Genomic DNA, 26,687 nt, shown 5'->3' on the forward strand with positions numbered 1-26,687 from the left:
GTCCGATTCTCGCCCCCGGCCCCGGTCCGCGGCCCGCGCCGAAGCTAACAGCCGCGTAACGGGAGCCGGTCGAGATGTCCGGTCCCTTGACACCCCCTCGCCGAAAGGCCACCCTTCAACCAATCACTTCTGGGAGCGCTCCCACTCTACTCGACCCATAGAGAACCCGCACGAAAGCCCGCCCGAGCCGCCACTCCCGATCTCCCCTCGTACACCTCCGGCAGGAGCGGCACGCGTCAGGGCGCTAGGAGGATGCAGTGCGCAGTTACCGCACGACCCGACGGGCCGTGGGCCTTTTGGCCGCAGCCGCTCTGGGCACCGGGTTGCTCAGCGCGTGCGCGAGCGATGACGACGACGGCTCGAAGACCGACTCCGGGGACGGGGGGAGCGGGAAGACCACCATCACGATGGGCCTCTTCGGCACCTTCGGCTTCGAGGAGGCCGGGCTCTACGACGAGTACGAGAAGCTCAACCCGGACATCACGATCAAGCAGGACGTCATCGAGCGGAACGAGAACTACTACCCCGCGCTCCTCAACCACCTGACCAGCAACAGCGGTCTGGCCGACGTCCAGGCCATCGAGGTGGCCAACATCGCCGAGGTCGTCGACACCCAGGCCGACCGGTTCGTGGACCTCGGCACGGTCGAGGGCGCCTCCGAGGACGCCTTCCTGGACTGGAAGTGGCAGCAGGCCACCACCGGCGACGGCAAGACCATCGGGCTCGGCACCGACGTCGGCCCCATGGCCGTCTGCTACCGCAAGGACCACTTCGAGGCCGCCGGCCTGCCCACCGACCGCGACGAGGTCGCGAAGCTGTGGGAGGGCGACTGGGAGAAGTTCCTCGACGCGGGCCGGGACTTCAAGGAGAACGGCCCCGAGGGCGTCGCCTGGGTCGACTCCGCCGACGCCGTGTACGACGGCGCCATCGCCTCCAGCGAGGGCAAGTACTACGACGAGTCCGGCGAGGTCATCTACAAGGACAGCCCGGACGTCGAGGCCGCCTGGGGCATCGCCTCCACCGCCGCCGAGGAGAAGCTCACCGGCAACCTGGAGCAGTTCACCAAGCAGTGGGACCAGGCGATGAGCAACGGCGACTTCGCCACCATCTCCTGCCCGGCGTGGATGCTCGGCTACATCCAGGAGAAGGGCGGCGACAAGGCCGAGGGCAAGTGGGACGTGGCCCGGTCCCCCAAGCCCGGCAACTGGGGCGGCTCGTTCCTCGGCGTCCCCGAGTCCGGCGAGAACAAGGACGAGGCCGCCAAGCTCGTCGCCTGGCTGACCGCCCCCGAGCAGCAGGCCAAGCTCTTCGCCGAGCGCGGCAACTTCCCCAGCGCCCCGCCCGCGTACGACATGGAGGCGGTCAAGACCGCCACCAACCCGTACTTCGGCGACGCCCCGATCGGGGAGCTGTTCTCCGCCTCCGCCCAGGAGATCCCGGTGCAGACGATCGGCCCGAAGGACCAGGTCATCGACGACAACATCGGCAACGGCCTGCAGTTGATCGAGCAGGGCAAGCAGGACCCCGACGGCGCCTGGGACGAAGCCGTCAAGGCCGTGGACAACGCACTGGACCAGTGAGAACACGGCCATGACGCAGACTGGTACGGCCGTGGACGCGCCCCCCTCCACCGAGGGGGGCGCGGCCCCGAAACGGCCCGCGACCGACGACCGGCGGCAGAAGTGGCGCAGCCGCCGCTACCGGTGGGACGCCAAGCTCAGCCCGTACGCCTTCATCTCGCCGTTCTTCCTCTTCTTCGCCGCCTTCGGCCTCTTCCCGCTGCTCTACACCGCGTGGGCCTCGCTGCACCGGGTGGAGCTGACCGCGCCCACCGACATGGAGTGGGCCGGACTGCACAACTACACGCGGCTGTTCGAGGACCACTTCTTCTGGAACTCGCTGTGGGTCACCTTCACCCTCGCGGTGCTCTCCACGGTCCCGCAGCTGCTGATGGCGATGGGCCTCGCGCACCTGCTCAACTACAAGATGCGCGCCGCCTCCTTCTTCCGGGTCGCGATGCTCGCGCCGTACGCCACCAGCGTGGCGGCGGCGACGCTGGTGTTCGCGATGCTCTACGGCCGCGACTACGGGCTCATCAACTGGTTCTTCGGCCTGTTCGGCGTGGACGAGATCGACTGGAAGAGCGGCGACTGGACCTCGAAGATCGCCATCTCCACCATCGTGATCTGGCGCTGGACCGGCTACAACACCCTGATCTACCTGGCCGCCATGCAGGCCGTGCCGCACGACCTCTACGAGTCCGCGGCGCTGGACGGCGCGTCCCGCTGGAAGCAGTTCCGGTACGTCACGATCCCCTCCCTGCGGCCCACGATCCTCTTCACCGTCGTCGTCTCCACGATCGGTTCGGTCCAGCTCTTCGGCGAGCCGCTGCTCTTCGAGGAGGGCGCGGGCGCGTCCGGCGGCCCCGACCACCAGTTCCAGACCCTGGGCCTCTACCTGTACGAGCAGGGCTGGCGCAACCTGCACCTCGGCCGCGCCGCGGCCATCGCCTGGGTGATGTTCCTGATCCTCGTGGTGATCGGCATCGTCTTCGGCCTGATCTCGCGCCGGCTGCGGAAGAGCTGAAGGGAAGCTCATGGCAACGCTGACAGAGACCGCCCCCGAGACCGCGGCCCCGCCCCGCCGCCGGCGGCGGCGCGCACCGAAGGCAGGGGAGGCCGGCGGCCAGCAGCGGGCGGGCAAGCTGACGTACGCCGTCCTGCTGCTCTTCACCGCGATCTCGCTCTTCCCGCTGATCTGGACCGCGATCGCCGCCTCCCGCACCAACGAGCGGCTGGCGGAGACGCCGCCGCCGCTGTGGTTCGGCGGCAACCTGTTCGCGAACATGGAGACCGCCTGGTCCGACGCGAACATGGGGCTGGCGCTCTTCAACACCACCCTCGTGGCCGGGGCGATCGCCGCGGGCACCGTGCTCTTCGGCACGCTGGCCGGCTTCGCCTTCGCCAAGCTGCGGTTCCGCTTCAAGAACCTGCTGATGCTGCTGGTGATCGGCACGATGATGGTGCCGCCGCAGCTCAGCGTCGTGCCGCTGTACATGGCGATCGCGAAGCTGGAGTGGATCGACCAACTGCACTCGGTGATCCTGCCGTTCATCGTGAGCGCCTTCGGCGTGTTCTTCATGCGGCAGTATCTGATCCAGGCGCTGCCCAGCGAGCTGATCGAGGCCGCCCGGGTGGACGGCGCGAGCAGCGTGCGGGTCATCTGGCACGTGGTCTTCCCCGCGGCCCGGCCCGCGATGGCCGTGCTGGGGATGCTGACGTTCGTGATGGCCTGGAACGAGTTCTTCTGGCCGATCATCGCGCTCACCCAGGAGAACCCGACGGTGCAGGTGGCGCTCACCAGTCTGGGCCGCGGCTACATCCCCGACCAGTCGGTGATCATGGCGGGCGCGCTGCTGGGCACGCTGCCGCTGCTGCTGCTCCTGCTGCTGTTCGGCAGGCAGATCGTCGGCGGCATCATGCACGGCGCGGTCAAGGGCTGACCGGCCGTGCCCCGTTCGCCCCGCGGCGGTACGACCCGCGCGCCGCCCGGGGGCCGTTGAGTACCGACCGCACCCCGTTGTCCACGACGTTCGTCACCGCCGAGATTGGGAGCGCTCCCAGATGTCCGACACCACCACCACCTTCCCCGAGGACTTCCTGTGGGGCACGGCCACCGCGGCGTACCAGATCGAAGGCGCCGCGCGGGAGCACGGCCGTACCCCCTCCATCTGGGACACCTTCTCGCACACCCCGGGGAAGACCGCGGGCGGCGACACCGGGGACGTCGCCGTCGACCACTACCACCGGCGCACCGAGGACGTCGACCTCATGGCCGGGCTCGGCGTCGGGGCGTACCGCTTCTCCGTCTCCTGGCCGCGTGTCCAGCCCACCGGACGCGGCCCCGCCGTGCAGCGCGGGCTCGACTTCTACCGGCAGCTCGCCGACGAACTGCTGGCGGTCGGCATCAAGCCGGTCCTCACGCTCTACCACTGGGACCTGCCGCAGGAGCTGGAGACCGCGGGCGGCTGGCCGGAGCGGGACACGGCGCACCGGTTCGCCGACTACGCCCGCCTGGTCGGCGACGCCCTCGGCGACCGCGTCGAGCTGTGGACCACGCTCAACGAGCCCTGGTGCAGCGCGTTCCTCGGCTACGCCGCCGGGGTGCACGCCCCCGGCCGCACCGACCCGGTCGCCGCCCTGCGCGCCGCGCACCACCTCAACCTCGCGCACGGCCTCGCCACCGACGCGCTGCGGACCGCGCTGCCGGCCCGCGCCCAGATCTCCGTCAGCCTCAACCCCGCGGTCGTACGCCCGCGTACGGACTCCGAGGCGGACCGCGACGCCGCCCGCCAGGTCGACGCGCTGGCCACCCGCATCTTCACAGGACCGATGCTCGACGGCGCCTACCCGCCCGACCTGCTCGACGACACCGCGCGGCTGACGGACTGGTCGTTCGTACGGGACGGTGACCTGGCGCTCATCAGCCGGCCGCTGGACTCGATCGGCCTCAACTACTACACGCCCACCGTCGTCTCCGCCGTCTCCGGCGACGCCAGGCCCGAGCGGGCCGACGGCCACGGCGGCGGCGCGCAGTCCCCCTGGCCGGCCGCGGACCACATCGCCTTCCACCAGCCGCCGGGCGAGCGCACCGCGATGGGCTGGACCGTCGACCCGTCGGGGCTGACGGAGCTGCTGCTGCGGTTCACCGCCGACGCGCCGGACCTGCCGCTGTACATCACCGAGAACGGCGCGGCCTACGACGACAAGCCGGAGCCGGACGGCTCGGTCCACGACCCGGACCGCATCGCGTACCTGCACGGGCACCTCGGCGCCGTGCACCGCGCGATGGCCGAGGGCGCCGACGTGCGGGGCTACTTCCTGTGGTCGCTGCTGGACAACTTCGAGTGGGCGTACGGCTACGGCAAGCGGTTCGGCGCGGTGCACGTGGACTACACGACGCAGCAGCGCACCCCGAAGTCCAGCGCCCGCTGGTACGCGGACGTGATCCGCGCGGGGGCGCTGCCGGCGCTCGACCTCTGACGTACGGGCGCCCCGGGGGACGTCCGCCGCACGGCGGCCGGACGTCCGCCGGGCCGGCACCCGGCGGGCGGGGGGCCGCCGGGTGCCCTTGGGACGGGCGAGGACGGCCGTGGGCCGGACGGAGGCCGCCGCGTGACGGGCGGGGACCTCCGGCCGCCGCGGCGGCCCCTCGCCTTGGAGGGCGGGGACCGCCGCCCGCGCTACGCGCGCCGCGCACCCGCGCTCGCGCCCGCGGCGGTCCCCGTACCCGCCGTCCCGCCCTTCCCGTACGCCCCGTCCCTACCGCCTTTCCCACCTCTTCCGGCCTTCGCGCCCCTCCCGTTCTTCGCGTCCTTGCGGTACGTCCCGTCCGTCCCGCCTCTATCGGCCGCCGCCCCCTCCGCCGCCCGGCCGCGCCGCCCCCGCACCACCCGGTGCCCGCGCCGCTCGCCGTCCGCGGCGGGACCGCTGCGCAGCGCCAGCCAGAGCCGTATCTCCGCGCCGCCCAGCACGGACCGGCCGATCCGCACGTCCCCGCCCGTCGACTCCGCGACCCGTCGCACGATGTCGAGGCCCAGCCCCGTCGACCCCGGCCCGCCCTGCCCCTGCCCGCGGGCGAGCGCCGCCTCCGGATCGCGGATGCCGGGGCCGGCGTCTGAGGCGAGCACGATCACGGCGTCCCCCGCGTGGTGCACGTCGACGGAGAAGTCCGTGCCCTCGGGGGTGTGCCGGAAGATGTTGCCGATGAGCGCGTCGATCGCGGCGACCAGCTCGGCGCGCGCCACCGGCACCTGCGCGGGCCTGTCGACCCCCGCCAGCCGCGCGGACCTGCTCTCGTCCTCCGCCAGCGCCGACCAGAACTCCATCCGCTCCCTGATGACCGCGGAGACGTCGCAGCCGACCACCGCCGCCGCCTGCTGCCCGGCGGGCCGCCCGCGCTGCGCGCGCACGGTGGCGATGATCTGGTCGATCTCGCGCTCCAGTTGGGCCACCGCCTGCCGGGTCTGCTCGGCGGCGCCGCTGTCGCCGAGGGAGGCGGCGTTGAGCCGCAGCACGGTCAGCGGGGTGCGCAGCCGGTGGGAGAGGTCGGCGGCCAGCTCGCGCTCGTTGGCCAGCAGCAGCGCGACCTGGTCGGCCATCGAGTTGAACGCCACGGCCGCCGAGCGCAGTTCCGAGGGCCCCGACTCCTCGACCCGGACGCCGAGCTTGCCCTCCCCCAGGTCGTGCGCGGCGCCCGCGAGCCGGCGCGCGGGCCGCACCATCCGGGTGCCGAGCCGGTCCGCGACGGCGACGGAGCCCGCGACCAGCGCGAGCCCGACGCCCGCCAGCACCAGCCACGCCAGCGTCACGCCCTCGGTCAGCTCCCCCGCCGGCACGAACACCTCCACGACGGCGACCCGGTCGCCCTCGACGGCGATGGGCTGCAGCAGCGCGTGCCCGCCGGCGACGGCGACCAGCGACGACGTGCCCGCGCCGGACGCGCGCTCCACCTCGGCCCTGCCGGCGCGCGGCTCCCCGAGCCGTACCGCCGACATGCCCTCCGCGCTGCCCCGCGGCACGTGCACCGCGATCCGCCCGCCCGCGCCGGCCTCCGTGCTGCCGACCGCGCGCTCCAACTGCTCGGCGTCGGTGGTGATCGCCAGCGCCGGGCCGATGCCGGCGGCGATCCGCTCGGCGTTGGTCAGCGCCCGGTCGCGGGCCATCTCCTTGACGACCAGCCCGAGCGGCACGGCGAAGGCGACCACGACCATCACCGTGACCGCCAGGCACACCTTGACCAGCGCCCACCTCATGCGGGCGGGATCCCGGCCGGCGGGTCGAGCTTCACCCCGACGCCGCGAAGGGTGTGCAGATAGCGGGGCCGGGCGGCGGTCTCGCCGAGCTTGCGGCGCAGCCAGGACAGATGGACGTCGATCGTCTGGTCGTCGCCGTACGACTGGCGCCACACCTCGGACAGCAGCTCGCGGCGCGGTACGACCACCCCGGGCCGCTCGGCGAGGAACGCCAGCATGTCGAACTCGCGCCGGGTCAGGTCCAGTTCGCGGCCGTCCAGCTCCGCGCGGCGGCGCCGCAGGTCGATGGCGAGGCCGCCGACGCGCAGTTGCCGCGGGGGCGGGGCCGCGGCGGTGCGGCCCCCGGCGCGGCGCAGCACGGCGCCGAGGCGGGCCTGGAGGTGCTCGACGGAGAAGGGCTTCACGAGATAGTCGTCGGCGCCGTCGTTGAGAATGCGGACGATCTCGGACTCGTCGTCCCGCGCGGTGGCGACGATGACCGGCACGTCGGTGAGGCCGCGGAGCATCTTCAGCGCCTCGGCGCCGTCGAGGTCGGGCAGCCCGAGGTCGAGGATCACGACGTCGAAGCCGTGGTGCGCGACCTCGCGGAGCGCCTCCAGCGCCGTGCCCACGCTGCGCACGGTGTGGGCGGCGTCCGTGAGATGCCTGATCAGCGCGGAGCGCACGAACTGGTCGTCCTCCACCAGCAGCACACTTGCCATGCCCGGCAACGTACGCCAAAAGCGCTGTTTGCGCCGCCCCGCCTCCCCCGGCCTGTGGACAACCGGCGGCAAGCGGTTCCGGCCGGTGTGCGGCACCGCGGGGGCCGGTGCGGCAGGATAGGCCTGATGCGTCGAAGGCTTGTGCACGCGCTTGCGTGGACCCTGGCGACACTGGCGGCCGTGACCGTGTCGTGGTTCGGGGTCAGGCTGGTGCTGGACAGCACGTCCGACCGGCCGCACACCGTGCCGCTGTCGGGCCGGGCGCCGTCGTCGCAGCCTCCTTTGGTCGGCACGGCGACGGACCGGCCCGCGCCTCCCTCGCCGACGCCGGCGCCGGAGACCCCGTCGGCGACGGAGAGTTCCGAGGATCCGCCCCAGCGCACGGAGAGCCCTCAGGGCACGGTCGGCGCGGCGGACGAGGCGGACGAGGGCGCCGGGGACGCGGCGCAGCAGGACCCGCCGGCGGCGGGCGCGACGGGGGACGTACAGACGTATCCCGTGGCCGGCGGACGGGTGACGTTCGAGATGGCCGCGGACTCGGCGGAGTTGGTGTCGGCGACACCGGATGCCGGGTGGCAGATGCAGACGTGGGAGCAGACGACGTGGATCCGCGTCGACTTCGTCGCGGACGGCCGGCGGACGTCGGTGATCTGTACCTGGCACGACAGCGAGCCGCGGGTGGAGACGAACGAGTACGCGACCTGACGGCCCCGGCCCCCTCCGCCGCTACGTGAACACCTCGGGCGGCGGCGCCGGCGACTCGATCGCCGTGGCGTCGGTCACCGGCCGGGCACCGGCGGCGAAGTCCCGCAGCGCGCTGCCGTGTTCGACGCGGCCGGGCTGCGGGTCGGTGGCCGACCTGCGGGTCAGCTCGGCGACCGGCAGCGGGACGGCGGAGGCCAGGAGCACGGCGTTGCCGAAGCGCCGGCCGCGCCAGACGGCGGGGGCGGCGATGAGGCACACCTCGGGGAAGACCGCCGCGGCGGTGGCGGTCTGGGCCCGCAGATACGCGAGCGGCGGCCCGTCGGCGAGGTTGGCGGCGTAGACGCCGCGTGGCCGCAGCACCCTTCGCACCTCTTCCAGGAACTCCGTGGTCGTCAGGTGCGCGGGCGTGCGTGCGACGTGGAAGACGTCGCCGACGATCAGGTCCGCCCAGTCGTCCGGCATCCTGGCGAGCACGGCGCGGGCGTCGCCCTGCCGTACCCGGATCCGCGCCCGCTCGGGCAGCGGCAGTTCGGCGCGTACCAGCGCGGTGAGCCGGCCGTCGATCTCGACGGCCTGCTGCACGGAGCGGGGGCGGGTGGCGGCGACGTAGCGCGGGAGGGTCAGCGCGCCGCCGCCGAGGTGCAGGACCTGCAGCGGGCGGCCGGCGGGGGCGACGAGGTCGGCGGCGTGGCCGAGGCGGCGCTGGTACTCGAACTCCAGGTGCGCGGGGTCGTCGAGGTCGACGTGGGACTGCGGGGCGCCGTCGAGGAGCAGCATCCAGGCGCGCGGGCGGTCGGGGTCGGGACGCAGTTCCGCGGTGCCGCCGTCCACGTCCACCACGACGGGGCTGCGCCCGCCGCGCGACCTCTGTCTGGCCACCCGCCCAGTATCCCCCGCCCCCGCCGGGGGCGCGCCCCGCGGGGGTGTGACCTGGGGCGGCGCCGCCCGTCCAGGGCTCAGAAGCGGTCTGCGGCCTCGATCGTACGGGCCGCCTCGCACAGCGCCGCCGCCAGCAGCACCGGGTCCGTCACCGGCGCCGCCTCCTCCGGCGGCACCAGCCAGTACGTCCCCGCCACCGGCGACGCCGCGCACCCGCGGTGCAGCGTCGGGGTGCACGCGCTGCCGGGCAGGTCCCAGCGGGCCGCCGTGCCGGACGGCACCAGGAAGCCGAGGGTGTCGACGCCACCGTCGTGCAGCACGGGCCCGACGTCCGTGCGCAGCCGGAGGATGGCGACCGCTTCAAGGCCGTGTCTGGCCGGGACGGTGACCAGGTCACACGGGTCCGCGGCGGCTCTCGTACCGACAGTGGCCTCCCCGCCGGTGTCCGGCACAGGAACCCCTCCTCATCCACTCCCCGTCATGGTTCCCCCGGTTCTCCGCACATCCAACGCCAGGATGGCGTCAACGGCACGGTATGAAGTCGCCGCAAAGGATGGCGTTTTATAGCGGATCGCAGGCGCCGGGTCCCGCGGGTCGGCAGACTCTGCGTGGCGGCGTGCGCACCGTGGGTGCGACCGGGCCGCCGCGCGGCGCCGGCCGTCGCGCGCAGTAGTTGCCGATCGGCAGTCGCGGCACAGTAGTTGTCGAGCTGCAGCAGGGAGGAACAGCGGACGTGGCCGCCCCACCCGAACGATTGCGCCCCAACGCCGCCTTCCGCGAGCTGCGCGGCAGCCGGTCACCGGGCGAGTTCGCCGCCTCGGTGCGGCGGGCCGCGCGGGAGATCGGCGAACAGGTCTCGTGTGACGCGCGTTACGTGGGCCGCGTCGAGTCCGGCGAGATCCGGTGCCCGAATTACGCGTACGAGCGTGTGTTCCTGCACATGTTCCCAGGCCGTTCGCTGGGCGATCTGGGCTTCCAGCCGCGGGCGGTGGTACGGGGTCGGAGGGCGCGCGGCTGCGACGATGCGCCCCCGCGCACGTCCGTACGCCCCATGCCCCCCGACGAGCCGGCGGAGCCCGCGCCCACCGCCCCCGCGGCCGGCCCCCCGGCGCTGCCGCCCGCCCGGGTCCGTACGCCGGAGTTCCCCGAGGCCGCCGTGGCGGAGGCGGTACGCCGCATCCGGCTGCACGACGACCGGCACGGCGCCGACGACCTCTACGCGCGCGCGAGCTGCACCCTGCGCACCGCCCGCGCCCTGCTCCCCGAGACCGCCGCGCGCCCCGGCCCCGACGCCGAGCGGCTGCACGCCGCGGCCGGCGAGCTGGCCCTCTCCGTCGGCTGGCTGGCACACGACTCCGGCCGCTACGCCGACGCCCGCTCGCACTACGCCGAGGCCCTCGCCACCGCCCGGCTCGCCGACGACCCCGCCCTGGAGGCGCACGCCTTCTCCAACACCGCCTTCCTGGCCCGCGACACCGGCCGCGCCCACGAGGCCGTACGCGCCGCCCAGGCCGGGCGCCGCGCCGCCGCCGTGCTCGGCTGCGACCGGCTGCGCTCGCTGCTCGCCGTCCGCGAGGCCGGCGGCTGGGCGCTGCTCGGCGACCGCGCCGCGACCCAGCAGGCACTGGCCGCGGCGGGCGACCTGTTCGCACGGGGCGCGCCGGACGAGTGCCCGGAGTGGATGTCGTTCTACGGCGAGGCCGAGCTGACCGGCCTGGAGGCCCAGTGCTGGGCGGCGCTCGGCGACCACCCGCGCGCCGCCGAGTGCGCCCGCCGCGCCGTCCGCCTCCAGGACCCGCACTTCGCCCGCAACACCGCCCTGTTCACCGCGGAGCTGGCCGCCGACCTCGCCGCCGCCGGCCGGCCCGACGAGGCCGCCGCCGCGGCCCGCGCCGTGCTGGTGCTCCTGGAGGAGGTGCGCTCCGCACGCGTACGCGCCATGCTCGACGGCACCGCTGAGCGGCTTCGCCGCTGGTCGGACAGCGCCGAAGTGGAGGCGTTCCTCACGAATCTGAGACTGATTTCCGCCTGATCCGGCCGATGGGGGCAACCTTTCCGGATCATTCAGCGTCTTCCTGACTCCCGCCACCGTTGGGTGGCCGGGATATACACCGTGCAGTGGGCTGACGTACACCGTACGGTTGACCGTGGGCCACGTGGGGCGGCCCGTAGCGGGGAAGCGGAGACGGAGTGCCAGGACCATGCGACTGAGGCAGCGTTGGTGGACGGAGCTGTTGCTCGTCGTCGTGGTGTACATGGCGTATTCGGCCGGCAGACTGCTCGCCCGCGGCGACGTGGCCATGGCCGTCGACAACGGCCTCGCGCTGCTCGACATCGAGAAGACCCTGCACATCAACTTCGAGGACCCGCTCAACAGACTGTTCACCGCGCACGCGGTGCTCGGCGTCCCCGCCGACTTCATCTACGCGTCGCTGCACTACGTCGTCACGCCCGTGGTCCTGGTGTGGGTCTGGCTCCGCCACCGCGTGCACTACCGGCGCTACCGCACCTGGCTGCTGCTCTCCACCGTCGTCGCGCTCGTCGGCTTCATCCTCATGCCGACCTGCCCGCCGCGGCTGCTGGACCCGGCGTACGGGTTCGTCGACACGATGGCGCAGTACTCGTCGTACGGCTGGTGGGGCGGCGAGGCGAGCGCGCCCCGCGGACTGGGCGGTCTGACCAACCAGTACGCGGCGATGCCCAGCCTGCACGTGGGCTGGGCGCTGTGGTGCGCGGTGGTGCTGTGGCGGCACGCCCCGTACACGCCGGTCCGGCTGCTGGGCGTCGCGTACCCGCTCGTCACCACCATCGTGGTCATGGGCACCGCCAACCACTACTTCCTCGACGCGGTCGCGGGCGCCGCCGTCATGGGCCTCGGCTGGCTGCTGCTCCGCCCGTCGCTGCGCGTCGCGGACGGCATCCGCCGCCGGGTGTACCGCCTCGCCTCCCGCATCGGGGGCAGCGGCACACCCGCGGGCGGCGGCGTGGTCGCCGCGGGCGGCCCGCGGCCCGACGACGCGGACGGCGACGACGTACCGGCGGACGACCGCGCTCCGGAAAAGGTCAGAACAGGCGGGGGCAGCGGCGTCCCGGGCGACGCCCCGGAGACACCCCACATCCCGAGTCCACGCACCACCCACGACAACCCGGCCCCGGGCGATCCGCCGACCCCGTCGGGCGGCAGACGGGCGCCCGTGGAGCAGCACGGGGGCGCGGCGCAGGTGATGTGCCGGAGACTGGCGTACTGAGGTACGGCAGGCACGGTGGGTGCGGCGGGTGACGGTGCCGCGCCGTGCGACCGCCCGTACGCGGTGATCCGCCGGGGGCGCCGCGTGCGCGCCGGACAGCGGCGGACGTGACGACGCGGGCACAGCGGAACACCCGGCCCCGGCGCACCACCGCGACGCGGCTCCCGCACCGGCGCCACCCCCGCTGTCGGTGGGGCGTGCCAGACTGCGGCGCGTGGAACGTACGACCGCTACGGGCGACTTGACCTCCGCCCACGCCGACGCCCGCCCCGCGGAGCGCGGGTCCGACCCGGCGCCGGGGCCCTCGCTGCGCCACCGGCTCGACGCGCTGCGCGGCGCGGACGTGCAGGCGCGCGCCCTGGACGCGCGGGCGCTCGCCGCGCTGGCCGCCAACCCCGGGTGCCGCCGCCGGACGCTGCTGGACGGCGCCGGTATCGACAAGGGCGCGCTCGCCGAGGCGCTGGGCAGACCGGCGCCGTTCGGCCAGTCGCAGTTCGCGTTCGCCCGCGGCAACGCCTTCGAGGCCCGTGTCACCGCCGACGACGGCGCCGAGTTGCTGAGCCTCCTCGCCGAACGGACCGGCGAGATCCCGCCGGAGCCCGCCGCCGTCCACGTCCCCGACCTCGCCGCCCCCGGCCCCCGCGGGCGCACGGAGCGCACTCGGCTGGCCCTCGCCGAGGCGGTGGCGGCGGGCGGCTGGACGCTGCTGCGGCACCCGATGGTCAGCCTCGACGTGGCGGGCGCGCCGGTGTACCTGGAGCCGGACGCGGCGGTCGTCGGCCCTGACGGGCGCTGCACGGTGGTCGAGATCAAGTCCTTCCCGATCCTCGACGGGGCCGCCGACCCGGCGAAGGTCGGCGCGGCGGCCCGGCAGGCAGCGGTGTACGTGCTGGCGCTGCTACCGCACTGCGAGGTGCACGACAACGTGCTGCTGGTGTGCCCCAAGGACTTCTCCAACCAGCCGGTCGCCGAACCCGTCGACGTACGCAGGCAACTGGCCGCCACCCGCCGCCAGCTCGCCCGCCTCACCCGCCTCGAAGCCATCGCCGCCACCCTGCCCGCGGACCTCACCCTGGACGTCCGCCAGCCGCCGCCCCGGCTGGCGACGGCGGTGGAGTCGGTGCCCGCCGCGTACGCACCGGAGTGCCTGGCCGCCTGCGAGCTGGCCTTCCACTGCCGCGCCAGGGCCCGGGAGCGGAGGGACGTGACGGCCCTGGGCCGCGGCGTACGCAGCGACCTGGGCGGGCTGCGCACGGTGACGGACGTCGTGACGGCCGCGGGCCGGCCGCCTGCGGGAGTGGGCGCCGAGGCGGGCGTGGCGGAACAAGGGGGTCCCGAGGCCGCCGCGCGGCCGGTGGCGAGCGCACCGGGGGCCACGGCCGGCCCGGAGGGCCCGGCCGGGCACGGTCCGAGGCGGGCCGACGCCGCCGACCCGGGGCGGGGGCCACACGCCCCCGTGGAGGCGTCCCCGGAGCCGGACCCCGCCGGGCTCCTTCCGGAGGATCCCGCCGTCGTCGCGTTGCGGCGGGCTGCCGCGCTGCGGGCGGAGGCCCTGGCCGCCGCCGCGTTCGCGGCCACCGGCCCCGTCGACGGCGGTGGCGGCTCGTGAGTCTCATGGTCACCCTCGCGCGCGCGGAGGCCGTGGTCGCCGGGCGGGCCACCCCGCTCGCCACGGTCCGGCACCGCCATCTGTCCGAACGGCCGCTCGTCCTCGTCCCGATGACCGCCGCCGGCGAGGCCGCCGCCCCGCTCGGCGCGCTCGTCGGCTGCGACCGCGACCGCCCGCGCCTGCTGGTCGTACCGCAGCCCCGCGACCGCGACCTGCGGTTCGCCTTCCTGGCGGAGCTGGCGGCCGAGGTGCTGCCGTACGTCGAGTCGTACGCCGAGGACGACGCCGACGACACCGGCGGCGGCACCGGTGAAGGCACGGAAACCGACGACGAGCCCCCCGCCGAGCCCTGTGCCGACGCCGCGCAGCTCCTCGTGCCCAGCCGCGCCGGCGTCGAGTACGTGCGCCTCCTCGGCCGCTCCATGCGCTTCCGCAGGACCGCCGAGGACGACCCCGACACCCCGTATCCCGCGCCCCCGCGCGTGCCGCTCCTCGGCCGCTGGCTGTCGCACTACGGCGAGCGGGCGCGCGTGCCCGGCGCCGCGCTGCTGCTGTCCGCCACCGAGCTGCTCGCCCGGCACTGGGCCACCGGCCAGAGCACCGTCGAGGACCAGCACCTCGGCGCCCTGCTCGCCTGGATCACGGACGGTGCGGACGCCGCGGAGCGCGCGGAGACCGGCCGCGACGCCGAGGGCCAGCTGCTCGTGCCCCCGGCGGGACCCGCCACCGACCCCGCGTTCGACAACCGGCTCCTCGCCCCCGCCATGGCCCGCTACGACCGCGCCAGGGCCGAGGGCGACGCCGCCGCGACCCGGGCGGCGGAAGTGACCGTCGCCCGGCTCGTGGAGAGCCGGCTGCGGCCCACGTGGGACGCTGTCTGGCTGTCGTACGACCTGCTGCGCGCCCTGCCCGAGGGCGCGCATGTGCCGGGCCGGTGGCTCGGCGACAGGTGGTCGTTCACCGCCCACCGCGACCGGGTGCGCGCCGGTGAGCCCCCGCAGCCGCGCCGCGACGACGCGGTGACCGCCGCCCGCAAGCTGGCCCAGCGTGAGCGCGCGCTGGCGGAGCTGGACGCCCAGGAGGCACTGGACGACCCGCTGACGATGGCGGAGCGGCGGCTCGCGGGGCAGGCGTTCGTGTGCCGTACGGAGTCGGTGGAGATGGCGTACTCCGAGGGCCGCCGCCCGATGCCCCGGCCGCTGGTCACCGTCGCCACGGAGGACGAGCCGAACCTGGAGGACGGCGGCAAGGTCTACCGCGAGCTGCCCGGCGGACGCACGCAGCGCGCGCTGGTCGCCGGGTACGGGGACGGGCGGATCACCGTGCAGTTGCAGGACGGCATGGGCCGCTCGCGCGCTCCCGCCGAGGGCTCGGTGCCGGAGCCGGGCGACCGGGTGGTCTGGACGCTCTTCGAGCACACGGCCCGCCGCGGTCCCGCACTGCCGGAGCCGGAGGACACCCCGTGGACGCACGGCAGCCCGGCGGTGCGTGCCGCGGAGGAGCCGGACCGGGTGACGGCGGAGGACTTCCTGTGACGACGGAGCCGAGGACGAACGCATACGGGCGCGAGGACGGCACGCGGAGCGCGGCGGGCCCGCACGCGCCGGGCGCGGCGGACGGTCCGGCGGCGGAGGCGGCCGGTGCCGCGCAACGCCCCCGGGCGCACGCCCCCGAGCCCCGTACCGCGGCCACGCGCCCCCCGCGTCCGGCCGCCCCCGAGCCCCGCGGCGCCGACGCCCCCGCCGGCATCCCCGACCCCGCCACCGCCGCCCGGGCCGCCACCGAGGCCATCCTCCGGGACACCCTCGACGGTCCCTCCCGTGGCGTCCTCGTCGACTCCCCGCCGGGCGCCGGCAAGTCCACCCTCGTCGTCCGCGCCGCCCGCGAGCTGGCCGCCGCAGGCCGCCGCCTCGTCCTCGTGGCCCAGACCAACGCGCAGGTCGACGACCTCGTCGACCGCCTCGCCCGGGAGCAGCCCGACCTTCCCGTCGGCCGGCTGCACAGCAGCGATCCCCGCCCCTACGACCCCGTGCTCGACGGCCACGAGTGCGTGCGTACCGCCACGAGCATCGCCGATCTCGCCGGCCTCGGCGTCATCGCCTCCACCGCCGCGAAGTGGGCCTACGTCGCCGCGGCCCGGGCGAAGGACGGGGCCGACGCCGAGCGCTGGGAGCACGCCATCGTGGACGAGGCGTACCAGATGCGCTCCGACGCGCTGCTCTCCGTCGGCGGGCTCTTCGAGCGCGCGCTGTTCGTGGGCGACCCCGGGCAACTCGACCCGTTCAGCGCGGTCGGCGCCGAGCAGTGGTCGGGGCTGGCCTGGGACCCGGCGGCCAGCGCGGTGACGACCCTGCTGGCGCACCATCCGGGGCTGCCGCAGCACCGGCTGCCGGTGTCCTGGCGGCTGCCGGCGTCGGCCGCGCCGCTGGTGTCGCGGGCGTTCTACCCGTTCACGCCCTTCCGCAGCGGTACGGGCCCGGGTGAGCGGCGGCTGACGTTCGCGGAGCGGTCGGACGGCTCGGGCGCCGACCGGGTGCTGGACGAGGCGGCGGCGAGCGGCTGGGGGCTGCTGGAGCTGCCCGCGGCGCACACGCCGCGGACCGACCCGGCGGCGGTGGCGGCGGTGGCGCAGGTCGTGCGGCGGCTGCTGGAGCGGCGCGGCACGACGGCCTCGGAGCGCGGCGAGGGCGCGCTGGCGGCGGACCGGATCGCGGTGGGCACGGCGCACCGGGACCAGGCCGCGGCGGTACGGGCCGCGCTCGCGCGGACGCTGCCCGCGGAGGCGGCGGACGCGGTGACGGTGGACACGGCGAACCGGCTGCAGGGCATGGAGTTCGACGTCACGGTGGTGCTGCACCCGCTGTCGGGACGCCCGGACGCGACGGCGTTCCATCTGGAGACCGGGCGCCTGTGCGTGCTCGCCTCGCGGCACCGGCACGCGTGCGTGGTGGTGTGCCGGGCGGGCGTGCCGGAGCTGCTGGACGAGCACCCGTCGACGGAGCCGGTGCAGCTCGGCGCGGTGGTGAAGTTCCCGGACGGCTGGGAGGCCCACCAGGCGGTTCTGGCGCACCTGACGGACCATCGCGTACGGGCGTGAGAGCCGGCCCGGCACACGCCCGTACGGGCGGTCCTGCGGCGCCGCAGGGGGGCGGGGTTGCGCGGCGGGGGAGAATGGGCGGTGGCCCAGAGGTAAGTGGAGGACCCCTATGACGGAGCCGGACCCCGCCCGGCCAGGCCGGACGGAGCAGCCGCGCACGCCGCGCCGGCCCGCCGCGCTGCTCTTCGAGCCGCCGCTCGCGGAGCCCGACGCCGAGCACTTCTTCGGCCTGGAGTCGATCGAGGACCCCCGCGAGCTGCTGGCCCGCGCCACCGACCTCACGCTGGCCTTCCGGGCGGCGACCGACCGGGCCATCGAGTACCAGGCGATGGCCGCGGCGCAGCTCGCCGACCCCAAGCGGTTCGACCGGCTGACGCCGGCGGCGATCGCGGAGCGGGCGGACTGGACGGAGGACTACACGCGGCGGATGGTCGAGTTCGGCCGCGACCTCCTCGCGGGCGGCGGCACGGGGTCCCCTGCGGAGGGCTAGGTGTTCTGTCCTCGATGTCGCGTCGCCCGCCCGGCGGGCGGCGCGGGGGTACCGCCCACGCCCTCAGGGGCGGGAGAGCCGCCGCAGAGTACTCGCCTCCCGGCCGTTCTGTCCCCGGTTCCGGGGATCTGTACGGGGACGTGCGGCAGCGCGCGTAGATGTGGTTGCCATGAACCGTCACGCATCGGACACGTCCGCCAGCGCCGTGACCCCGACCGGCGCCGACTGGCTCGCCTCCGCGAGCCCCTTCCCGCGCAGCGTGCACGCGCTGTGGTCGCAGCGCCCCGCGGCGCTCGCCGTGCTGCCGTGCGGCGGGACGTTCGACGTGGTGAGCTTCCCGGCCCTGGCGGGCCGCCGGGTGCTGGAGCTGCTGTGGGCGCAGGGCGCGGGCAGCGGGCCCGCCGCTGGGGTACGCGACCGGACGCTGCTCTTCGCCGCCCCCGGCACGGCCGCCCGGCTGCCCGCCCTGCTGGCCTGGGAGGAGTGGCGCCCCGGGCTGCCGCCTGTGCTCTGCCACGGGCCGGGCGACGCGGTCACGCTGCCGCCGGTGTACGGGCGGCGGGAGGGGGCCGGTGCGGCGGCGGCGCGGTGGCTGGTGGCGCCGGAGGTGCGGTTCCCGTGGCTGCCGGGCCCGAAGGAGCTGCTGTGGGGGTGCGTACGGGCCGCGGTGGCCGCGCCGGAATACCGATTTTCGATCTCCGGGGCCCGGGTGCTAAAGTCGTCCACGTCGACAGGCGCCGTTAGCTCAGTTGGTTAGAGCAGCTGACTCTTAATCAGCGGGTCCGGGGTTCGAGTCCCTGACGGCGTACAGCACGCAAGGCAGTCGACCCGGGCGCTTTCGGATCTCCGAAAGCGCCCGGTCTGCGTTTCCGGCCGGATCCCGGCCACGGTGCCCTGCCCGCGCCGCCGGTCACCTGCGCTTCGCCTCCCGTACCACGCGTACATCCCAGCCCCCGTCCGCCGTCCGGCCGGTGACCTCCACGCGTACGCCGTCGCGCTTCAGGTGCAGGCTCTCGCCCTCGCCCAGCGGGGCGTCGGCGAGCGGCGGGTAGACGGAGGTGTCGTGGCAGGCGGCGGTGCGGGGGTGGCCGTCGACGACCTCGACGGGGCCGCCGCCGGAGTCGGTGCCGGTGTGGACGCGGTAGACGAGGACGCCCTCGGTGCAGGCGTGCCGGTCGTTGGCGTACCGGCCGCGGGCCTCGACGGCGACGGCGTTGGTGGCGCCGGTGGGCACGACGACCAGCCGGGTGTCGCGCCGCAGGACCGCCGCCCCCTTACCGTTCTCGCCCCGGTCCTCCGGGTCCGCCCGGTCCGCCCAGGCCTCCCGGTCCCCCGGGCCCCGCGCATCTCCTGCGTCTCCCGTATCGCCCCTACCTCCACCGTCCCGTCGACCCCGGACCTCCTCCGCCCCGTTCTCCGCTTCCGTCTCCGTGGTCCCGCGCGGGGGCGTCCGCGGGCTCACGGGGGCGGACAGCGCGTGCAGCGTGAAGCGGTCCGACCCGGGCTCGGCGGCGCAGCCGACCTGGTCGTCTCCCAGCCAGCCGAGTTTCCACTTGTGCCAGCCGAAGGGGTCGGGGGCCAGCCCGAACTGGCTGCCCATGAGGTCCCAGTCGCCGACGTGGGTGTCCCAGTCGGCCCTGCCGTCGACCGGACGGTGGTAGAGGTCGGGAAGGTCGAAGACGTGGCCGGTCTCGTGGGCGAGGACGTTGCGGTCGGGCGGGTGCTGCTCGAAGACGGTGACGATCCGGTGCAGGTCGGTGCCGTCCGCGCGCATCGGGGTTTCGAAGTTGACCACCTTGGTGGCGTCGGAATCCACGCCTGGGGCGTCCGGGTCGGCGACGAGATAGACCACGTCGTAATCGCCGAAGTCCACTTTCCGATCGGCCGCGGACACCGCGTCGTTCAGGAATCGGCTGCGTGCCGTCGGGTCCCAGTCACGGGCGATGCCGTACGTCAGGGAGTCCGACGGCATGCGTATCCACCGCTTGCGCGCGTCGACCCTGAGCCGGAACTGCCCGTACGAGGCCCGCTCGAAGAATTCTGCGGTGGCCGGGAAGTGGTCCCCGGTCAGCTCGTCCGGGGAGGTCAGCGGCTCCGAATCGGGGAAGGAGAGATACACCATCACCGCGTCGAGGGTCTTCCTCGGCCGCGGGTAGGCGGGATCCCAGCCGGCGACCCCCTCGGTGTGGTGGGCGGCGGTGCGCTCCAGCGCGCAGGGGTGGCCGGGCTGGGCGCCGACCGGGTCGGCGATGAGGGAGGTGGCCATGACGGCGGACAGCGAGGTGGCCACCGCGGCGGCCCGGTGCAACGCGCGCGACTGGTCCTGTTCCACAGGGGGTATGGATGGGTGGGCCACATCGACCTCATCGGCTCGGAAGAGTAGGGAACACAGCCCACTTTGTTCGTGTTTGTTCCCGCCCGTCCTGTTCCAGTGCCCCACACGGGTGACTCCGGGGCGGGACGAGAGGGGAGATCAGGAGCATGTGCGGGTAACACAAAGTCACATCTGGTCATTCGCCCGGCAGGAGGCGGCCATGTGCGATCACTCCCGGCCCCATCCGGCTCAGCGCTTTCCGCGCCATAGCGGCGTCACTGGATCGACACAGCCGGTAGCCCTATGATCGGGCACATTTCCAGCGCTGTGGCTCTGCAGCGGCGGAGCCGAGCGGTCCCCACGGGCGGGAGCGAGCGGTGAGCGTATCTCTCGAAGGGCCGGGCTGCGGGCCCGGTACCTCACTCCAGGCGGTCACGGAACGTCACCTCCCCGCGGGCGCGACCGTGGACGACTTCCGCGCCGCCTTCGACGGGGCCCAGCTCGCGATGGCCGTCGTGGGCGGCGACGGCCTCGTACGGGCCGCGAACAGCCGGATGCTGGAGCTGGTCGGCGCCGACGAGGGCGGGCTGGCCGGCGCCTCGGCGGCGGAGCTGACCGGGCTGCGCGACGAGCCCTGGAGCTGGGCCGGCTTCGTGGACGTGCTCCAGGGCAGGCGTGCCTCGCTGCGCTGTACGCGGCGGATGAAGGACGCGGGCGGCCGGTCGCTGTCGGTCGAGATGACCCTCACACCGCTGTCCGGCGGGCGGGCGCTGCTGTCGCTGACGGACGTCACCGAGCAGCGTGAACTGCGCGCGAAGCTGCGCCATCTGAAGATGCACGACCCGGTGACCCGGCTGCCGAACCGGGAGCTGTTCTTCGAGCGGCTCACCGGCGCGCTCCAGGAGGCCCGGCAGGCGGAGGAGCCCGCGGCCGAGCACGGCGGCGCCGGCCGGGGCCGCGGGCAGGGCGGGTCGCGTGCCCGCGCGCGGGCGGCGGCACCGGCGCCCGGGGCGGTGGGGCGCGTCGGTCTCGCGTACCTCGATCTCGACGGCTTCAAGGCCGTCAACGACACTCTCGGCCACCGCGTCGGCGACCGGCTGCTCGCCGCGGTCGCCCGCCGGCTGGTGGCCTGCACCGCGGAGGCGGGCCAGGCCGAGAAGCACGGCATCACCGTCGCCCGGCTCGGCGGCGACGAGTTCGCGGTGCTGGTGGCCCGCTCCGCCGGGACGGAGCAGCTCGGGGAGCTGGCGCAGCGGCTGCTCGACGCGCTCCAGGAGCCCTTCGACCTCGCCGGGCAGCGGCTCGCGGTCTCGGCCAGCATCGGCGTCGTCGAGCGCGCGGCCAGCGGGCAGACCGCCACGGCGCTGATGCAGGCCGCCGACACCACGCTGTACTGGGCGAAGGCCGACGGCAAGGCCCGCTGGACCCTCTTCGACCCCGAACGCAACGCCCACCGGATGACCCGGCAGGCGCTCTCCTCCACGCTGCGCCCGGCCATCGAGCGCGACGAGTTCACGCTCGACTACCAGCCGCTCATCGACCTCGGCGACGGCAGCGTGCGCGGCGTGGAGGCGCTGGTGCGCTGGCAGCACCCGAAGCTCGGCACGCTGACGCCGAATCGGTTCATCGGACTGGCCGAGGAGAACGGCGCGATCGTGCCGCTCGGCCGCTGGGTGCTCGCCACCGCCTGCCGCCGCGCCGCCGGCTGGCGCCGGCTGCGCCCGGCGGACCCGGTCTTCGTCAGCGTCAACGTCGCCGTGCGGCAGGTGTGGGACTCCGACCTGGTCGCCGATGTCGCGCAGATCCTGGAGGAGACGGGCCTGCCGCCGCGGCTGCTGCAACTGGAGCTGACGGAGTCGGCGGTCATGGGCTCGGCGGGCCGGCCCCTGCAGGCGCTCCAGGAGCTGAGCGAGATGGGCGTCGGCATCGCCATCGACGACTTCGGTACGGGCTACTCCAACCTCGCGTACCTCAGCAGGCTGCCGGTGTCCGCGCTGAAGCTCGACGGATCGTTCGTCCGCGGCTTCAGCTCCGCGGAGCACCCCAGCCCGGCGGACGAGACGATCGTCGAGGCGCTGGTCGACCTCGCGCACCGGCTGGGCATCAGCGTCACCGCGGAGTGCGTGGAGAGCGGCGAGCAGGCCGAGCGGCTGCGCCGGATCGGGTGCGACACGGCGCAGGGCTGGTTCTACTCCAGGGCGGTGCCCGCGGAGCGGGTGGAGCGGCTCCTGTAGGACGGCCGGAGGGCGTCGCCTTCCGGCCGTCGCGTACGTCCGTACGCCCGGCTCGTACGCCCGCAGGACGGGCGCGTACGCCCCCGGGGCGCCGCCGTCAGTCCCGTGCGGTGAAGAGCCGCCCCAGCGCCGGCTCCGCCGCCCGCCGGCCCAGCAGCCGCAGCCCTTCCCAGACCGTGACCTGGTTCGCCGTGAGCACCGGCTTGCCGAGCGCCGCCTCCGCCTCCGCGACGTACGCCGCCGTGTGCAGCGCCGTGTCCGGCAGCAGCACCGCCTCCGCGTCCGGGTGGTCGCCCGCGCGGGCCAGCTCCAGCACCTCGTCCCGTCCCCAGGTGCCCACCTCGGCGGCGGTGATGATCCCGCTGCCGCGGGTCGAGGTGACCTCGGCGCCGGCCGCCTTGAGGAAGACGGCGAACAGCTCCGCCACGTCGTCCGGGTACGTCGCCGCCACCGCCACCCGGCGCACGCCCAGTTCCCCCAGCGCGTGCGCGAAGGCGAACGACGTGCTGGAGGCCGGCAGCCCCGCGGTCCCGGACAGCTCGGCCACCTGCTCCGACGCGCCCTCGGGCCCGAAGACGAAGCTGGCGCTGGTGCACGCCCAGACCACCGCCTGCGCTCCCTGCGCCTTCAACTGCTCCACGCCGGCGGCCAGCCGGGCGGCCGAGCCCATCTCCAGCAGGGCGTCCACGCGGTGGGCGTCCTCGCCGATGTCGGTGTGCACGAGCGGCAGCGCCGTTTCGCCGCCGAGCATGTCCTGGATGCGGGGGTAGTCGTCCTCGGCCGAGTACCCGGGGTAGAGGAAACCGACGGTCGCGGTCGCCTTCGCGGTTTGCTGCACACTGCCTCCGTCCTACGTGAACGTGCGTCTGCCGGCGTGGGTGCTCCCCCACGCCGGGGTTCCGGTGGGTGTTCTTCTGCGCCGGCCTACGCCGGCCACTGCCCCGTGTCGTCCGGCCACAGCGGCTCCGCCGCGTCCGCCGCGTCGACGTCCTGCGTCTGCGCGGAGCCCGCCAGCGCGGCCTCCGGCGGGAGCGGCGGGGCGGCCATCTCCGCGGGCGGTGCCGGGACCTCCGGCGGCCGCCCCGGCGGCTCCGCCGACAGCACCGTGACGTCCGGGAGCACCGTGGCGTCCGGCGGCGCCATGGACGCCCAGCCGAGCCGCGCGGCGGGGTCCAGCAGCGCCTGGTAAGGGCCCACGGCCTCCTTGCCGATGCGTTGCAACGCCTCCCAGACCGTGACCTGGTTCGCGGAGAGCACCGGCATCCGCAGCTCCGCTTCGAGCTGGGGGATGACGTCGTACGTCGGCAGGTTGGTACAGCTGATGAACAGCGCGTCCGGGGAGCCCTGCGCGACCGCGAGCCTCGCCATCTCGACGACCTGCCGGTACGGCACCCGCCAGATGTGCCGGGTCAGGCCGAGGCTGGCCCGTCCCGTGACCTCGATGCCGCCCTCTTCGAGGAACTCCTCCAGGGCTCCGGTGACGGAAGGTGTATACGGTGTGACGATGGCGGTACGCCGGGCACCGATCTCGTTCAGCGCCGCGAGCATGGCGCCGGACGTCGTCAGCGCCGGCACGGCGGCGGCGGACGACATGGCGGCGGTCATGGCGCGCTCGCCCATGCGGCCGTCGGCGAAGCTGCCGGACGCACACGCGTAGGCGATCACCTCGGGCGAGACGGCGGTCAGGGCGCGCACCGCCTCGCGCAGGGTCTGGTGCTCACTCACGAGTCTGGCCAGGTCGAGGCTGACCTCGACGGGGACGTAGGGGGTACGCGTCAGATGCAGCGACACATCGTCCGGCACCCATCGCCAGAGCTCGCGGTCGAGCGCGAAGTCAAAAGGGGCTACGACACCCACACCACGCTGTGGCTGTGGTCCGCCCAGAAAAGAGACGTCCATGAGGATGCCCCGTTCGTACGGAGGGCTGGGGGAAGGTAAATCATCTGGAGCAGCCGGTGAGCGACCGGGACGCAGTGACAGATGCGGTTATTGACGAAGGTAGAGGCACACCCCTAGCGTGGTCAATCCTCGCATCTCCGACGTTTTTCCGCCTTCTTCTTCAGGCTACATCCAGTACTGGAAGCACTACTCCATCCAGTGCTGCGGACCATTGCAGCAGTGACATATTGCGGGACGGTTTCCTTCCTATGTCCGATATCCGCGTGCTCGTCCTCGACGACGATCCGCCGCCCGACCTGGACCGACTCCGCGGCCGGGCCCAAGTGATCAGCACGGACGAGGACGGGCTCGCCGAGCAGCTCCCCTCCGCCGACGTGGTGCTGGTGTGGGACTTCACCTCGCCCGCGGTGCGCAGAGCCTGGCCTGGACCCGGCCCGCGGCCCGGTTGGGTGCACACCCCGAGCGCCGGGGTCGATCATGTGCTCTCCCCCGAGTTCGCCGCCTCGGACACCGTGCTGACCAACGCCCGCGGAGTCTTCGACCGGCCCATCGCAGAATACGTGGCCGGGCTGGTGCTGGCCATGGCCAAGGACCTGCCCGGCACCTGGGAGCGGCAGCGGCAGCGCCGCTGGCAGCACCGCGAGACGCTGCGGCTGGCGGGGACCCGGGCGGTGGTCGTGGGCGCCGGGCCGATCGGGCGGGCCATCGCGGAGACGCTGGGTCGCCTTGAGGTGCGTACGGAGCTCGTGGGCCGGACCGCGCGCGAGGGCGTACGCGGGCAGGCGGAGCTGCCGGCGCTGCTGGTGGAGGCCGACTGGGTGATCTGTGCGGCGCCGCTGACGGAGGAGACCCGCGGGATGTTCGGCAGCGACGCGTTCGCGGCGATGCCGGACCGGGCCCGGTTCATCAACGTCGGCCGCGGCCCGCTGGTCGACACCACGGCGCTGGTCGCGGCGCTGGAGCAGCAGGAGATCGCGGCGGCGGCCCTGGACGTCTTCGAGAACGAGCCGCTGGCGCCCGAGGACCCGCTGTGGCAGGTGCCGGGGCTCTTCGTCTCGCCGCACATGAGCGGCGACATCGTGGGGTGGCGCGAGGCGCTGTCCGAGCAGTTCCTGGAGCTGTTCGACCTGTGGGAGGCGGGCCGGCCGCTCTTCAACGTGGTGGACAAGCAGCTCGGGTACGTACGGTGACGCAGAATTCGGAAAAGGTGACGGACGACCAGGGAGGCGGCGGGATGACGGGGACCACGGATCCGGCGGATCTCACGGCGGTGGAGCTGCTGCGGGGCTACCGCTCCGGCGAACTGTCGCCCGTCGAGGCCACCCGCGCGGCCCTCGCGCGCGCGGCCCGGGCGCAGGAGCTGACCAACGCCTTCGTCACCCTCGACGACGCCGTCCGGGACGCGGCCCTCGCCCGCGCCGAGGCGTCCGCGCGCCGCTGGCAGCGCGGGGAGCCCGCCGGGCTGCTCGACGGCGTACCGGTGACCGTCAAGGACATGATCCTGGAGCGCGGCACGCCCACGCTGCGCGGCTCCAGGATCGTCGATCCGGACCGGGAGTGGGACGAGGACGGCCCGTCGGTGGCGCGGCTGCGCGAGCACGGGGCGGTGTTCCTCGGCAAGACCACGACGCCCGAGTTCGGCTGGAAGGGCACCACGGACAGCCCGCTGAGCGGGGTCACCGTCAACCCGTACGACGCGGGCCGCACCACCGGCGGCTCCAGCGGCGGCAGCGCGGCGGCGGTGGCGCTGGGCGCGGGGCCGCTGAGCCTGGGCACGGACGGCGGCGGCTCGGTGCGGATCCCGGCGGCGTTCTGCGGGATCGTGGCGCTGAAGGCCACGTACGGGCGGGTGCCGCTGTATCCGGCGAGCCCGTTCGGCACGCTGGCGCACGTCGGGCCGATGACGCGGGACGTCCGGGACACGGCGCTGCTGATGGACGTGATCAGCGGCGCGGACCCCCGGGACTGGTCGCAGCTCGGCCCGCCCGCCGGCGGCTTCGTCGACTCCCTGGCCGGGGCTGCCGACGGCGTGCGGGGGCTGCGGGTGGCGTACAGCCCGTCCTTCGGCGGGCAGGTGCCCGTGGACCGCCAGGTGGCCGCGGTGGTGCGGGGCGCGGTGGAGCGGCTGTCCGACCTGGGTGCGTACGTGGAGGAGGCCGACCCGCGGCTGTGCGAGGGGCTCGCCGCGTGCCAGGAGGCGTTCCACACGCTGTGGTTCAGCGGCGCGGCGCGGGTGGTGCAGCCGTACGGTCCCGGGGCGCGTGAGCTGCTGGATCCGGGGCTGAGGGAGATCGTGGAGCTGGGCGAGCGGTACAGCGCGCTGGACTACCTGGCCGCGGTGGACGTGCGGATGGCGCTGGGGCAGTCGATGGGGCGCTTCCACCAGACGTACGACGTGCTGGTCACCCCGACCGTGCCGATCACGGCGTTCGAGGCGGGGGCGGAGGTGCCGAAGGACTCGGGGTACACCCGGTGGACCGGGTGGACCCCGTTCACGTACCCCTTCAACCTCACGCAGCAGCCGGCCGTCAGCCTGCCCTGCGGGGTGGACGGAGCGGGGCTGCCGGTGGGGCTGCAGCTCGTGGCGGCGCGGCACCGGGACGCGCTGGTGCTGCGCACGGCGCAGGCGCTGTACGAGTCGGGGATCGCGGACGGGATCCGGCCGCCGGCCCTCGGCTGAGCCGGCGCTACGGGGCC

General features: G+C 74.5%; 22 protein-coding genes and 1 tRNA gene. 16 read left to right on the forward strand and 7 right to left on the reverse strand.

What is annotated here, in order from left to right; translation table 11 throughout:
* Positions 1–407: 407 nt before the first annotated feature.
* The 4 genes from ABGA99_RS08375 (at position 408) to ABGA99_RS08390 (ending at position 5,042) form a co-directional block, all read left to right on the forward strand.
* Positions 408–1,580, forward strand: a complete 1,173-nt coding sequence (locus ABGA99_RS08375) for an extracellular solute-binding protein (protein ID WP_347576762.1) — start codon at positions 408–410, stop codon at positions 1,578–1,580.
* A 10-nt stretch (positions 1,581–1,590) separates the two neighbouring features.
* Positions 1,591–2,586 (forward strand): sugar ABC transporter permease, encoded by a 996-nt coding sequence (locus ABGA99_RS08380; protein WP_347576677.1) that lies wholly within the window; start codon positions 1,591–1,593, stop codon positions 2,584–2,586.
* A 10-nt stretch (positions 2,587–2,596) separates the two neighbouring features.
* Positions 2,597–3,502: a carbohydrate ABC transporter permease gene (locus ABGA99_RS08385; RefSeq protein WP_347576678.1), complete on the forward strand. Its 906-nt coding sequence runs from the start codon at positions 2,597–2,599 to the stop codon at positions 3,500–3,502.
* 121 nt (positions 3,503–3,623) lie between these two features.
* Positions 3,624–5,042 carry a GH1 family beta-glucosidase gene (locus ABGA99_RS08390; RefSeq protein WP_347576679.1) on the forward strand — a complete coding sequence of 473 codons (1,419 nt, stop codon included), beginning with the start codon at positions 3,624–3,626 and terminating at the stop codon, positions 5,040–5,042.
* A 200-nt stretch (positions 5,043–5,242) separates the two neighbouring features.
* Here ABGA99_RS08390 and ABGA99_RS08395 read toward each other — a convergent pair whose 3' ends face one another.
* Positions 5,243–6,814 carry a HAMP domain-containing sensor histidine kinase gene (locus ABGA99_RS08395; protein ID WP_347576680.1) on the reverse strand — a complete coding sequence of 524 codons (1,572 nt, stop codon included), beginning with the start codon at positions 6,812–6,814 and terminating at the stop codon, positions 5,243–5,245.
* Complete coding sequence (locus ABGA99_RS08400) at positions 6,811–7,515, reverse strand: response regulator transcription factor (RefSeq protein WP_347576681.1); 705 nt, start codon at positions 7,513–7,515, stop codon at positions 6,811–6,813. Before ABGA99_RS08400 ends, ABGA99_RS08395 begins: the two co-directional genes overlap by 4 nt.
* A gap of 126 nt (positions 7,516–7,641) precedes the next feature.
* Between ABGA99_RS08400 and ABGA99_RS08405 the strand changes: the two genes are divergently transcribed.
* Complete coding sequence (locus ABGA99_RS08405) at positions 7,642–8,220, forward strand: hypothetical protein (RefSeq protein ID WP_347576682.1); 579 nt, start codon at positions 7,642–7,644, stop codon at positions 8,218–8,220.
* A 21-nt stretch (positions 8,221–8,241) separates the two neighbouring features.
* On the opposite strand, the gene ABGA99_RS08410 is transcribed toward ABGA99_RS08405, so the two are convergent.
* On the reverse strand, positions 8,242–9,099 hold the full coding sequence (locus tag ABGA99_RS08410) for a fused MFS/spermidine synthase (protein WP_347582423.1): 858 nt from the start codon (positions 9,097–9,099) through the stop codon (positions 8,242–8,244).
* Between the two features lie 77 nt (positions 9,100–9,176).
* On the reverse strand, positions 9,177–9,551 hold the full coding sequence (locus ABGA99_RS08415; protein ID WP_347576684.1) for a hypothetical protein: 375 nt from the start codon (positions 9,549–9,551) through the stop codon (positions 9,177–9,179).
* Between the two features lie 302 nt (positions 9,552–9,853).
* Between ABGA99_RS08415 and ABGA99_RS08420 the strand changes: the two genes are divergently transcribed.
* The 8 genes from ABGA99_RS08420 to ABGA99_RS08455 all read left to right on the forward strand — a co-directional run bounded on the left by ABGA99_RS08420 (position 9,854) and on the right by ABGA99_RS08455 (position 18,351).
* Positions 9,854–11,131, forward strand: coding sequence for a tetratricopeptide repeat protein (locus tag ABGA99_RS08420; RefSeq protein ID WP_347576763.1), 1,278 nt, complete (start codon positions 9,854–9,856; stop codon positions 11,129–11,131).
* A 169-nt stretch (positions 11,132–11,300) separates the two neighbouring features.
* The gene (locus ABGA99_RS08425) at positions 11,301–12,347 is read left to right on the forward strand and encodes a phosphatase PAP2 family protein (RefSeq protein WP_347576685.1); all 1,047 of its coding nucleotides are present in this window, start codon (positions 11,301–11,303) and stop codon (positions 12,345–12,347) included.
* Positions 12,348–12,654: 307 nt separating this feature from the next.
* On the forward strand, positions 12,655–13,956 hold the full coding sequence (locus ABGA99_RS08430; RefSeq protein ID WP_347582450.1) for a hypothetical protein: 1,302 nt from the start codon (positions 12,655–12,657) through the stop codon (positions 13,954–13,956).
* A gap of 5 nt (positions 13,957–13,961) precedes the next feature.
* Entirely contained in the window at positions 13,962–15,491 is a 1,530-nt protein-coding gene (locus ABGA99_RS08435) for a hypothetical protein (RefSeq protein WP_347582451.1), read from the forward strand.
* A gap of 212 nt (positions 15,492–15,703) precedes the next feature.
* Positions 15,704–17,053 (forward strand): AAA domain-containing protein, encoded by a 1,350-nt coding sequence (locus tag ABGA99_RS08440; protein WP_347576766.1) that lies wholly within the window; start codon positions 15,704–15,706, stop codon positions 17,051–17,053.
* A gap of 109 nt (positions 17,054–17,162) precedes the next feature.
* Entirely contained in the window at positions 17,163–17,543 is a 381-nt protein-coding gene (locus ABGA99_RS08445) for a hypothetical protein (protein ID WP_347582424.1), read from the forward strand.
* A 169-nt stretch (positions 17,544–17,712) separates the two neighbouring features.
* Positions 17,713–18,300 carry a bifunctional DNA primase/polymerase gene (locus ABGA99_RS08450; RefSeq protein WP_347576687.1) on the forward strand — a complete coding sequence of 196 codons (588 nt, stop codon included), beginning with the start codon at positions 17,713–17,715 and terminating at the stop codon, positions 18,298–18,300.
* Positions 18,278–18,351: transfer RNA gene (locus ABGA99_RS08455), tRNA-Lys, on the forward strand. The genes ABGA99_RS08450 and ABGA99_RS08455 overlap by 23 nt, the downstream gene beginning before the upstream one ends.
* A gap of 102 nt (positions 18,352–18,453) precedes the next feature.
* Here the strand turns inward: ABGA99_RS08455 and ABGA99_RS08460 are convergent.
* A complete protein-coding gene (locus ABGA99_RS08460; protein ID WP_347576688.1) occupies positions 18,454–19,875 on the reverse strand; it encodes a M6 family metalloprotease domain-containing protein in 1,422 nt (473 codons plus the stop codon).
* Between the two features lie 446 nt (positions 19,876–20,321).
* Here ABGA99_RS08460 and ABGA99_RS08465 point away from each other — a divergent pair, with 446 nt between their 5' ends.
* Positions 20,322–22,091, forward strand: a complete 1,770-nt coding sequence (locus tag ABGA99_RS08465) for an EAL domain-containing protein (protein WP_347576767.1) — start codon at positions 20,322–20,324, stop codon at positions 22,089–22,091.
* Positions 22,092–22,188: 97 nt separating this feature from the next.
* Here the strand turns inward: ABGA99_RS08465 and ABGA99_RS08470 are convergent, their stop codons facing one another.
* Positions 22,189–22,929 carry a decarboxylase gene (locus tag ABGA99_RS08470; RefSeq protein WP_347576689.1) on the reverse strand — a complete coding sequence of 247 codons (741 nt, stop codon included), beginning with the start codon at positions 22,927–22,929 and terminating at the stop codon, positions 22,189–22,191.
* An 86-nt stretch (positions 22,930–23,015) separates the two neighbouring features.
* A complete protein-coding gene (locus ABGA99_RS08475) occupies positions 23,016–23,990 on the reverse strand; it encodes a decarboxylase (protein WP_347582425.1) in 975 nt (324 codons plus the stop codon).
* A 248-nt stretch (positions 23,991–24,238) separates the two neighbouring features.
* Here ABGA99_RS08475 and ABGA99_RS08480 point away from each other — a divergent pair, with 248 nt between their 5' ends.
* Complete coding sequence (locus ABGA99_RS08480; protein ID WP_347582426.1) at positions 24,239–25,180, forward strand: D-2-hydroxyacid dehydrogenase; 942 nt, start codon at positions 24,239–24,241, stop codon at positions 25,178–25,180.
* Between the two features lie 44 nt (positions 25,181–25,224).
* Complete coding sequence (locus ABGA99_RS08485) at positions 25,225–26,670, forward strand: amidase (protein ID WP_347582427.1); 1,446 nt, start codon at positions 25,225–25,227, stop codon at positions 26,668–26,670.
* Positions 26,671–26,687: the final 17 nt, after the last annotated feature.

The organism is Streptomyces sp. B5E4 (genome assembly GCF_039871555.1).
Taxonomy (GTDB): domain Bacteria; phylum Actinomycetota; class Actinomycetes; order Streptomycetales; family Streptomycetaceae; genus Streptomyces.

Coding starts and splice junctions, on each gene's coding strand:
- ABGA99_RS08375 (WP_347576762.1), top strand. CDS start 408: ATGGGCCTCTTCGGCACCTTCGGCTTCGAGGAGGCCGGGCTCTACGAC.
- ABGA99_RS08380 (WP_347576677.1), top strand. CDS start 1,591: ATGACGCAGACTGGTACGGCCGTGGACGCGCCCCCCTCCACCGAGGGG.
- ABGA99_RS08385 (WP_347576678.1), top strand. CDS start 2,597: ATGGCAACGCTGACAGAGACCGCCCCCGAGACCGCGGCCCCGCCCCGC.
- ABGA99_RS08390 (WP_347576679.1), top strand. CDS start 3,624: ATGTCCGACACCACCACCACCTTCCCCGAGGACTTCCTGTGGGGCACG.
- ABGA99_RS08395 (WP_347576680.1), bottom strand. CDS start 6,814: ATGAGGTGGGCGCTGGTCAAGGTGTGCCTGGCGGTCACGGTGATGGTC.
- ABGA99_RS08400 (WP_347576681.1), bottom strand. CDS start 7,515: ATGGCAAGTGTGCTGCTGGTGGAGGACGACCAGTTCGTGCGCTCCGCG.
- ABGA99_RS08405 (WP_347576682.1), top strand. CDS start 7,642: ATGCGTCGAAGGCTTGTGCACGCGCTTGCGTGGACCCTGGCGACACTG.
- ABGA99_RS08425 (WP_347576685.1), top strand. CDS start 11,301: ATGCGACTGAGGCAGCGTTGGTGGACGGAGCTGTTGCTCGTCGTCGTG.
- ABGA99_RS08435 (WP_347582451.1), top strand. CDS start 13,962: ATGGTCACCCTCGCGCGCGCGGAGGCCGTGGTCGCCGGGCGGGCCACC.
- ABGA99_RS08445 (WP_347582424.1), top strand. CDS start 17,163: ATGACGGAGCCGGACCCCGCCCGGCCAGGCCGGACGGAGCAGCCGCGC.
- ABGA99_RS08450 (WP_347576687.1), top strand. CDS start 17,713: ATGAACCGTCACGCATCGGACACGTCCGCCAGCGCCGTGACCCCGACC.
- ABGA99_RS08475 (WP_347582425.1), bottom strand. CDS start 23,990: ATGGACGTCTCTTTTCTGGGCGGACCACAGCCACAGCGTGGTGTGGGT.
- ABGA99_RS08480 (WP_347582426.1), top strand. CDS start 24,239: ATGTCCGATATCCGCGTGCTCGTCCTCGACGACGATCCGCCGCCCGAC.
- ABGA99_RS08485 (WP_347582427.1), top strand. CDS start 25,225: ATGACGGGGACCACGGATCCGGCGGATCTCACGGCGGTGGAGCTGCTG.